Below are 7,722 nucleotides of genomic sequence, written 5' to 3'. Positions count from 1 at the left end.
TTGATCGAAGCGGTGGTGCATTGACCAAGGCCTGCTTTGTTGGTTTGAGTAAGTGTGTTTGTGATGGGACAGCATATCGCCGGGAGCGAAAAGTTACAAAATCCATCGTAACCTCCTTAGAAGATTAGTCTTTTAAGGAGGGCAAACTCGGAATTTCACTTATTTGTCAAGAAAAAAGCTTCTCCTTGTAATTTATTTTTTCTACATGCAAAATCTTAACCGGACACTACTGACTGTTTTTACGAGTCTTCTTTTCCAGAAAGATCGACAGTATCAATTCCACAACGACCAGCAAGCTGTTCATCACAATTTTGACCTCCGGCGTTACCTTGCCAGCAGAGCAGAGTTGTTCGAACTCTTGTTTTACGCGAGCAACTTCTTCGCGTACACTTATCTTGTTCATCGTTGCCATAGCTATACTATACCACAGCTTTTTTCGACCTCCAGAGATGCCTTGTACTGAACGAAAACGTCTCCTTGTAACCATTCGGATGCATTTGTCTTTCAGCTATCATGTATGGTAGCGCCAGCAGGCTCACATCGACCATTTTTCAATGGGTCTCAAATTTATTTTTTTGCCCTTGAAAAACCTGTCAAGCTTTTTTTTATTTATTAATTTTTTGAGGGGGGGTGAGTAGTTACCTTCTTCCTTGAAATTATGGACACCCTGGAAAATCGGGTTATCGAGTCGGTCTGTTACTGAGCTTTAAGCATTCAACTTTGGGAGTCATCCGAAAGTCGGGGTTGAGCGTTTTACGCTCCCATATTCGGTGCTTTCCGTGTCTTCCGTAGTTTACCTGAAGCATGAGAACAGACCCTGCTCCTTATGGGCCGATAAGCAAAAACAATACGTTACCACAGTACTCATGCAGTTTGCTACCACGGAAAACACGGAAGGACACGGAAAACATCAATTACCTCAAAGCAAACAACAAACCGAATTCAACCACAAGGGCATTCTCTTATGGTTTTTTCAGTAATAATTCGTGTCCATTCGTGGTTCCTTTTGTAACCATGAATGGATAAACAGGAGACAAAACGGGGGATAATACCATTCCTATTAAGTTGTGACCTTACTTAATACCATTTTCACTTTCTATTGGCGAATGTAAAGGCAGGGGGACGGGAAACAGGAGAAAGGAGACGGGAGACAGGGAAAAGCAAAAGACGGAACAGCGAAAAACTTTTTGCCAACGAATAAAAGCTCTAAACATGCGAATAAAGGCAAAAAACTTTAAAAAAGATTTTAAAATTAAATAGAGAATTGCTGTTGTTCTATCTTTACTCGCATCCTCTGGTTAATACAAAATGTAAATGGTATAACTTTGATATCGGAGTCTGGCGCTTCCCTCGACGTCTCGTTCCTCGCTTTGTCGGAGGATAAATTTTTACTGTAACGAAGAAAATGGACGAAAGATTGATTATTCAAGGTACCCGATAGTGTGTTGTACTGATAATTATTCTTGTCTGAGGCAATTCAATGGGATTTAAAAATCATAAGACGCTGCTGGTCTTCTTTGTTGTAATTCAGTTCTTTCAATGTCTGCCAGGGGCGGGACCGGGGGGGGCCAGGTGTCAGGAAATGAACAGATGGAATACCGACGGGGATTTCTCTCTGCCGGTGTTTGACAGCGGAGTTATTAAAGAGGGCAGTGACATCCTTGCCCCCTGGGGGATCGGATCCTGGGGCTTTGCGTATGCCAATTTTAAAGGTTCTTTTGATCACAACTTGACGGCGACCAGGTTTAAAAGTAGCGGGTGGGATGTTTATCTTTACGGTAAAGACACGCATCCGGGGAGAGCCTGGGGGTATGCCCGTTTTGTTCAGGGGGACATCTGGGGGAGCGGGAGTGGTGACCCTCGACAGTATCATATTCCGTCTCCCGGTTCTTTACACAACAGGCGGGTGCTGCTGAATCTGGATTGCATCGTGGATACGGCAAAGCTTCTGACCCCCAATGATTCGTGGGTTATGGCTGCTGTTAATATCTGGCTTTCCGGTCCTGGCATGCCGCCGGGAAAAGATCGCCTCGGTCGAAAACCCCTGGTCATTGATTTGTACATCTACCACAAATCCAATATGGGCAACATCGTTCCCCAGGAGGATGACCTGGCCTTCCATGTGCCCATTGCCCTGAAACCCGGCATCCTCGGAGAGAAGATGTCATGGAGTACTGACATCACTCCACAGCTTGTCCAGGCGGTGCAGACAAATTTCCCAGGACTGAAGCAACCAGGTAGTGCTCGCCCTCAACTTGCAGATCTGAAAATATACCAGCTGGATTTTGTTCTTGAAATGGTCAACGCCGAAGCGGCAGCCACCATTGATAACTTTAATCTGGAGATACGGTCGGGCGGTTCTTCAAATTAAGGATTCTGCAAACGAGAGGCTGCCGCCGTTCGTTTGAATACCAGACGTTTCCCCTGTTTTAAGATGCAATGAAATCCGGCAAGTTTCCCGTCCATGACTGAGGGGTGTCTTCTGGCAAAAGCATCATAGGTCGGGTCTGTATAGACCACAACATAATCGACATACATGGCAGGCAGGGAAAGGCCCATTTCATAATCGAGTTGTTCTGGGAGCAAAAAGCGCTGAGGGCTGTTGGAAAAAAAGATCAATTCCATATTCCTTTTCGGATCCATAAGAATACGTCCCCTGGAATCTTTCAGTGCATTGAGAATGTTATTAATACCTTGCAGGCGGTGGTCCGGCTCGTGGCGCAACAGAGTATCAACAAACTGCTGCTCGGCCTTGTCCGGAGATTGCTCCATATCAAACCATCCACCAATCAGCAGGAGCGGTATACAGGCACTTGCAATAATGGAACACGTGCGCTGCTTTACACCGGAAAATGAAAAATCCCGGGTGGTCATAAGCAGTGTCTGAAGGGGGAAAATAAGAAAAGCCGCACTTGAACGTTCAAAAAGACCGGTGCCGAGATACAGCGACAATCCGCAGTAGAGCAGGGGAGCCAGAAAATATTTGTGCATGGGGTGCAACATTTTCCAGCTGCCCCGAACCAGAAGCAGGCCCCATGCCACTGCCCAGGGTATCAGGAGAAAGGCGGTGTCAGAAAGTCGTTTGATGGTTTCACTGGCTGCAGCAACAATGCTGCCCTGCCCGGGTCTCGCCTCTATCATATCAATGTGCTGGCTGATTAAAAGAAAAGAGCGCCATTGTTCAAAAGGATCTCCTTCGCCGGTAAGAAGCAGGCTCATGGGATTCTGAATAAGGGCGAAAAAAATCAGGGGGAGATACGTCAGGACAAGGACAGCAATTATGGAGTGGTGGACTTCAAGACCCCGTTTGGCAACATAAGGTGCAAAAAGCAGGCAAAGTATCAACGTGGTCGGATCGCATAAATACAATAAAGCCATGCAGAGGCTGCAGATGGTCAGATGATAAGTCTGACCATACAGTTCTACCCGACGCAGGCTCCACATTGTGAGAATAAACGTACACACAGTCAGGCTGAGATCAATACGCTGGGTAAACACAAACAGTAGCTGGGGCAGAAACAGAGTAGAGAGAATGCAGAGAAACGTTGTAACCGTCCCGATGCTCTTCTCTTGGCGAAGGCTGTTGAGGAGCGCTATAATGGCTGCCTGAACTATCCCCCCGGCAACGGCGCTGGCAATGAGAGGATCTCGGAATACCAGCACAAGAAAATAGGGGATGGGTGGGTAAATTCCACCAATATTTTCAAGTTTTGGGGGAGTCCCATTATAAGCCAGTATCGCCTTTGTCCCGAAATATATATTGATATCGGACAATATTCCTGTCTTTAACAGGCTGATGTTGATAATGAACTGACACAGTCCGAGGCCGGTTGCCAGCAAAAGAAACAGCCAGATACTGTGGATTACGCTTTCTTTACCGGACACGAGAGAAACTGCCGGTCTCGGATCAGAAAGCTTATTTATGTTGAGAGTTTGTAAGACCATGGGTTGTTTTTTCCCAGTAATGGGGTTTTACAAAAAGTTGCCATAATGCCTTATAGGCGGCTGGTGTATGAAAGAAAAGCCAGTAAAAGGGGTTGAGCAGGGCAAAGGGCAGAAGATAATACAATCGTCTGCGGAAGACCGCCATACAGTTAAGATAGATGCCCAGAAAATTCCCAAGCACCAGATTAATCATGCCGAAAAATGTGGTTAACGGCAGGTAATGAGCGTGCATGATATCTATCTGAGTTACCCCCCAGAAAATAAAGAAACTCCACATAATCGGATTCAGCAGAAACAACAGCGGTGTGCCTGCTATAAAAAGCTGGAAAGAAAGCCAGTCTTTGAGTCCCAGCCTGCGCAGGAGCCTGACGGGGTGTCGGTTGAAAACAAGGGCCGTTTGCATATAGCCCTTGATCCAGCGTGATCGCTGGCGGATCCAGTTCCCATAACGGCTGTTGGCTTCCTCAAAGGTTGTTGAGTTGATAACACCTACCCTGTATCCCCTGGCAGCGGCCCGTATGCCGAGGTCCGCATCCTCTGTGGTGTTGAAAGGATCCCAGGATCCCAGCTCTTTGAGCAGTGCAAGATCAAAATGATTGCTGGTTCCGCCAAGTGGAATGGGGAGTTTCAATTTGTCCAGGCCTGGCAAAAGGTAGTCAAACCAATAGGTGTATTCGAGGGTAAAAAGTTTGGTAATCAGATTCTGATCGGCATTGAAATAATTCAGTGCTGCCTGAAAGCAAAGAAATTTTCCGGGGGGATTTTTTTGAAAGGCAACAACGGCTTTCTTGAGTTGATCCGGCTCGGGAATATCTTCAGCATCATAAATGGTCAGGTATGTACCCTTTGCAAAATGGACCCCGTAATTACATGCCTTGGGTTTTGTCTTTGGCGGAATGTCAGGAATATAAATAAAACGCCAGTTAACAGGAGGTTCAGCTTTTTTGGCAGCCTCAATGGTTTTGGTGTCATTTTCTTCGAGAAGCAGTAATACATCGAGATTGTTTTTGGGATAATCCAGACCAGCCAGTCCCTTGATAAGAGCGGGCATCAGCTCAGGCTCGTTGTACACCGGTACCAGCACTGTATAAGAAGGCAGATCCTCATCCTGAAGTGCCTCTACTTCTTCTGAGGTAACAGGCTGAATAATCTCGTTGCGAGCGCCTTCAACCGAAAGTGTCAAACGAAAGAGAATGGTTGCAAGATAGACTGCATTTATGACAAATAAAACTGTTTTGGAAACGACTGTGGGCATAAAATAAGTCAGGGTCAACAGACACAGGCTGACAGCAGCAAGTGCAAGAACCTGGGAGGGACTGAAAACATATCGGGCGGATTCATCAGGGTTGCGGGAATACAGCCCGTATACCGTGTCATCAAGGAGGCCTTCCTGAAAATGACTATTCGTCAACTCTAAAAAATCGAGGTCAGTAATCACCACCTGCTGCAATATCATGCCCGGAAATTTTTGTGCATAAAACTTCAGCATTTCAGTGTGCTGTGGGAAGGCTGTCAAAAGCGTTATCCGGTTCTGCTGTACGGCTGCAGGTACTGTCTGAAAGGTAATAGCCTCCTTTGACGTCAGTTCAGGCAACAGGGACCAGTCTACACTTTTTCGGGCTTTTTTATCCATTAGTGTAAACTCAAGCCCGTAATGATCAGCCAGGGTTTCAAAAAGCTGACGCCGGGAAATATATCCCAAAGATCCCAAAATCCACATCAGACGTCCACCTTTTGTCTGCTGCAGTTCCAGAGCTTCTTTGAGCTGCTCGGGAGTCACCAGACCCTGTTCTAATAAAATGTCGCCAACCCGTTTTTCCATGTTGTCGCCTTACCAGGTGCAGCCCGGATTTTTCATCAGTTCAGGTCGTGTCTGTGCTGACCTTTGGTGAGTACGTGTTAAAATTGCGTGAAAAATAGACATGATATATCAACGTGCTCTCACGCGTTTTCAATATGATGAAGTGAAAAAGTCAGGGAGATTTGAATTAGAATGTTATCCAGTACGCCAGGGCCAAACCTCCACCTGCTCCAGTATTTTCTCCCCATACATTGTGGAATCCCGAGAATACCAGTGACTGGTCGTCGGTCATTCTTATCCGGCAGTGCAGTGTCATTTTAAAAAGACGGTAATAGGCGTCCATGGTTGTGTCATCATCAAGCTGTACGGTGTTCCCGTTATCAAGACCCCACTGGATTTCGGACTCCAGAATGAACTGTAAAATGCGGGTTATGTCCTGCCCCAGAACAAGACTGCCTCGCAGTTGATCTGACGGAAATCCTTCATAGGTCCGGAATCGCACTGTCGTCTCAGCAAAACCGTTACGTCCAGTTACTTCCCAGCCGTAGCCTGCAGCAAGGAATGTCTCCAATCCCAGACGGTCATATCCAAGACTCGGCATTTCATTGATGGAATACCCTGCGGGAATCAATCCGGTAATGCCGGCACTGAGGGCAATACCTGACTGATTGAGCAAACATCGTCTGTACCCCAGTTCAACATCAGAAAAGCCCTGTGTGCTGCCATCTTCATTGTCCACGAAATCGTAGAAGGCTTTTGCCGTCAGTGTATCTTTTCCCGTCAGGCCATACTCCATGTAAGTCTGAGTGGATAATTTCTTAAAATCTTTTTTCATGCTGTGTCGGTCACCGCTGCGATCCCAGTACTCTCCGGCTGAATAATATTCAACTTTTGGAGCAAGAAAAATTTCGTTCTGTTTCTGTGGCCATGCTTCAGCCCCTGCCGGGAAGGAATCAAGGCAGAGGCAGAGCAGCGTGAGGCAGGTCACCGTTACCGGCCTGATATATGAAAACATTTTGGTTTCCATTATGGGGTCCTTTTTCCCGTAAGTCGGGTGTATACATAATAAAAGAAACAAACCAGTATGCCCGCGAGGGCAAGGGTTGCCAACAGACTGTATTTATTCCAGTAATACGTAAAATCGGGCTGATCTGGCGGGCTGGCAATCAGTTTTTTTCCAATCACCATGGATTGCCAGTACTGGTCCCGGCTGGCGGCTGCATTGCCACCAAGTTGCTCCATCGCTTTCAGGTCCAGTGCTGGCATGGGTGCGTTATCCGGTGCAAGGCATGAAAATACCAATGTCGGAGCATTCTGGTGCCTGAAGGTCTGAGTGATCCAGACAGGAGCATCGGGGGTTACCCTGAACGGAATCTCACCTGTCAGCGGATTACGTATCGCAATATCTTCACCTGTTGTTATCAGTGGTGTGAATTCGGAAGGGAGCGGATTATCGGTCACAGACAGAACAAAATAATCAAACTGCACTGTATTCGGGATCTTGTCAACAAGCGTGAACACCGGGACCTTACGGTGCAGTTCACCGTACATGGCAGCCCATTCCACCAGAGGGCGCATGGCCGTAGAGGACATCCGGGGCACAACAAGGGCACCTCGTCCGTTCATGCTGCCCATGACTCTATTTAATTGCAGGTCTTGTCCAGTATATTCAGAACCAATGATAAGGCTTGAATCATCAAACAAGGTGGCTTCCATTTCCGCTGGCATTCCCTTGCAGTTTCCCTCATTCAGGTAATAGGTAAAGACGACTTCCAGCCGATTCATATCTGTCAGTTTGTCTACGGGTAAGGAAAAAGAAGCAAAAAATGGTGAAATTTTCTCTTTATGACTTATATTTCGCACCTTGCAAAAAAAATATTTTTTTAAAAAAAAACGTCAAACATTCAAGATGTTGTCAAGCAAGAGATGATCTTCATTTTAACTCTATACTAAGATGAGTGATTTACGCTTTATTC

The 7,722-nt window shown here is 46.4% G+C and carries 6 protein-coding genes; 1 reads left to right on the top strand and 5 read right to left on the bottom strand.

Annotation, left to right across the window (positions count from 1 at the left end; translation table 11 throughout):
- Positions 1-226: 226 nt before the first annotated feature.
- Positions 227-412, bottom strand: a complete 186-nt coding sequence (locus JWG39_RS15485; RefSeq protein WP_205220348.1) for a hypothetical protein — start codon at positions 410-412, stop codon at positions 227-229.
- Positions 413-1,582: 1,170 nt separating this feature from the next.
- Here JWG39_RS15485 and JWG39_RS15480 point away from each other — a divergent pair.
- The gene (locus JWG39_RS15480; protein WP_205220347.1) at positions 1,583-2,371 is read left to right on the top strand and encodes a hypothetical protein; all 789 of its coding nucleotides are present in this window, start codon (positions 1,583-1,585) and stop codon (positions 2,369-2,371) included.
- Here JWG39_RS15480 and JWG39_RS15475 read toward each other — a convergent pair.
- The 4 genes from JWG39_RS15475 to JWG39_RS15460 form a co-directional block, all read right to left on the bottom strand.
- Positions 2,368-3,945 carry a hypothetical protein gene (locus JWG39_RS15475; protein ID WP_205220346.1) on the bottom strand — a complete coding sequence of 526 codons (1,578 nt, stop codon included), beginning with the start codon at positions 3,943-3,945 and terminating at the stop codon, positions 2,368-2,370. The two genes, JWG39_RS15480 and JWG39_RS15475, sit on opposite strands and share 4 nt — an antisense overlap.
- Complete coding sequence (locus JWG39_RS15470) at positions 3,917-5,767, bottom strand: glycosyltransferase family 2 protein (RefSeq protein WP_205220345.1); 1,851 nt, start codon at positions 5,765-5,767, stop codon at positions 3,917-3,919. Before JWG39_RS15470 ends, JWG39_RS15475 begins: the two co-directional genes overlap by 29 nt.
- Positions 5,768-5,933: 166 nt before the next feature.
- Entirely contained in the window at positions 5,934-6,773 is an 840-nt protein-coding gene (locus tag JWG39_RS15465; RefSeq protein WP_205220344.1) for a hypothetical protein, read from the bottom strand.
- Positions 6,773-7,531, bottom strand: coding sequence for a hypothetical protein (locus JWG39_RS15460; protein ID WP_205220343.1), 759 nt, complete (start codon positions 7,529-7,531; stop codon positions 6,773-6,775). Before JWG39_RS15460 ends, JWG39_RS15465 begins: the two co-directional genes overlap by 1 nt.
- Positions 7,532-7,722: the final 191 nt, after the last annotated feature.

This window comes from Desulforhopalus vacuolatus, from assembly GCF_016918505.1.
Taxonomy (GTDB): domain Bacteria; phylum Desulfobacterota; class Desulfobulbia; order Desulfobulbales; family Desulfocapsaceae; genus Desulforhopalus; species Desulforhopalus vacuolatus.
This window is presented reverse-complemented; position numbering and strand designations above follow the sequence as displayed.